Origin of the sequence: Sutterella seckii, assembly GCF_009183815.1 — a bacterium.
GTDB lineage: Bacteria > Pseudomonadota > Gammaproteobacteria > Burkholderiales > Burkholderiaceae_F > Sutterella > Sutterella seckii.
Genome location: NZ_WEHX01000166.1, coordinates 1 through 2205 on the forward strand (window position 1 = coordinate 1; position 2205 = coordinate 2205).

Annotated in this window: 2 protein-coding genes; one reads left to right on the forward strand and one right to left on the reverse strand. The window is 62.7% G+C overall.

Translation table 11 applies throughout. The annotated features are described in order from the left end of the window. On the forward strand, positions 1–1245 hold a 1245-nt coding region (locus GBM95_RS12420; RefSeq protein ID WP_193222700.1), incomplete at its 5' end, for an NlpC/P60 family protein. Between the two features lie 65 nt (positions 1246–1310). On the opposite strand, the gene nth is transcribed toward GBM95_RS12420, so the two are convergent. Next, positions 1311–2048 (reverse strand): endonuclease III, encoded by a 738-nt coding sequence (gene nth, locus GBM95_RS11560; RefSeq protein WP_152159231.1) that lies wholly within the window; start codon positions 2046–2048, stop codon positions 1311–1313. Between the last annotated feature and the right edge of the window lie 157 nt (positions 2049–2205).

Genomic DNA, 2205 nt, shown 5'->3' on the forward strand with positions numbered 1-2205 from the left:
ACGGCTGCGGGCCCCTCCGCCCCATCGAGGCCGGAGGTTCCGGCTGCCGAGGGGCTTCCGCTCAATCCCGTCGACGCGGCTGAGGCGCTCTGGAAGGCTTATGCGGAGAGGGTCGACCTCGACGCGCGCACGGATCTTCTTCACCTGGAATTCAAGCCCGGGATCTTGTCGGGCGCAGTTGCCGTTTCGGGCACATCGGCCGACCGTGGGCTTCTTGCGGGCTTTTATGCGGAGCTCTCCGCCTCGGGTCTCGGGATTGAATCGAGCGTTGAGGAAGTGCCCAACGCCGACGATCTGAAGCGCCTCACCTGGGGCATCGTGAAGACCCCGTGGGGGAGTCTTTCGTCTGAATCCGATGCGCTCGCCGACGGCCGGACGCCGGAGCTCAGGCTTCCGCTCGGAAGCCGGGTGGAGCTCCTTCTCAATCGTTTCGACGGACTCGTGCTCGTGAAGTCGACGGAAGGCCGGGTGGGCTGGATGCGCGCCAAAGAGCTTTCGCTCAGAAACGACATCGCGATCGTCGCCTGGAACCGGCGCAGTCAGGTTCTTGTGACGGCTCTTGCGGCAGAAATTGAAGTGAATGGTTCGGGCGACGGGAAGACCTTCCTCAAGGCGCCTTTTGCTTCGGAGCTTCCGATCGAAAGGAAGATACCCGATGGCGGCTGGAGCGTGATTCTGCCTGACGGCAGAACCGGCATCCTTCGTGCGGGCGATGCGGTCGACCACGATGAATTTGCCGCCAACGAGGAAAACCTGCGCCGGGAATCCCCGGCAGGATTTCTCGCGAAGGCCGCTCAGTCCGCAGAGAAGCTTGCAAGCGCCGGATGGAAGAAAAGCGAAGCCGGAATGAGTTTGCCCGAGGGCGCCTATCGTCTTCACGACCTGATCCTCCCCTCGGATCCGGACCGTCAGGCTCGGCTGGGCGCTCCGCTCTCGGGCGGAAGGCGCGGGAGCGAACTCAAGCCCGGAGACCTCGTCTTCTTCGGCGAAAACGGGCGGGTCAGATATTCGGGCATCTGGCTCGGCAAGGGCCGCTTTGCAGCGGACGATCCGAAGCGCGGAGGGGCCGCGATTTTCGTTTTTTCGACGCAGCCGCGCGCGGACGCCAACGGCGGGCTCGGGCCCTTCCTCTGGGCGGTGCGGCCTGAGGTTTCTCAGCTCGCAAACCCGTGTCTTCTCTCCATCCGCTCCCATCCCTTCAATCAGGCGCCTCCGGCGGGCGCGGTGCGCTGCCGGCTTCGCTGACGGTTCAAAAGAAAAGGAGAGGCCTTCTCAAGGGTCTCTCCTTTTTTGAGATTCTTCTGCCGTCGTTAATCCGGGGCTTTCTTTGCCGCAGGCTTTCTGCGTGCGGGCTTCTTCGGCGGCGTTCCCGGAACGAGGTCTGCCGCCTCTTCCGCAGCAGCTGCGAGCGCCGCCTTCTTTTCGGGCGCATTGCAGAAATTCGCCACCGGGCACCTCGTGCATTCAGGGTTTCTCGCCTTGCAGAGGTAGCGCCCGAAGAGGAGAAGCCAGTGGTGGGCGTTGAGCTTGAATTCGTCCGGGACGATCTTGAGAAGCTTTTCCTCCACCTCGGTCGGAGTCTTTCCTGTTGCGAAGCCGGTGCGGTTGCAGACGCGGAAGATGTGCGTGTCGACCGCAATCGTCGGCTCGTGGAAGGCTACGTTGAGAACGACGTTGGCGGTTTTCCTGCCGACGCCGGGAAGCGCAACGAGCTCCTTCATCGTGCGGGGGACCTCTCCGCCGTACTGATCGACGAGGATGCGGCAGGCCTCCATGATGTGCGCCGCCTTCGTGCGGTAGAGGTTGATGGTGTTCACGTATGCCGTGAGGTTTTCGAGCCCCAGGGCAAGGATCTTTTCCGGGGTATTGGCGACGGGAAAGAGCTTTGCGGTGGCGAGATTGACGCCCTTGTCGGTCGCCTGCGCGGAGAGCATGACGGCGATGAGAAGGTCAAAGGGCGTGGTGTAGTTCAATTCCGATTTGGGATCGGGATTGAGCTTTGCGAGCGCCGCCATGAAGGCAGCGCGGTCTTTCTTTAAAACGGGCATTCCGGGGTCTTGTAGGAAAATTTATTGTTCTGCCGGGAGGTCAGCGGCGTCCGGCGCGCGCCATGGCGAGGATGTCCGCCATGAAGGCTTTTTTTGCGTTTTCCCGGGTTTCCGCGGGGCCGGCGCTGCGGCGTCCGGCAAGGCGCGCGTCTTCGAG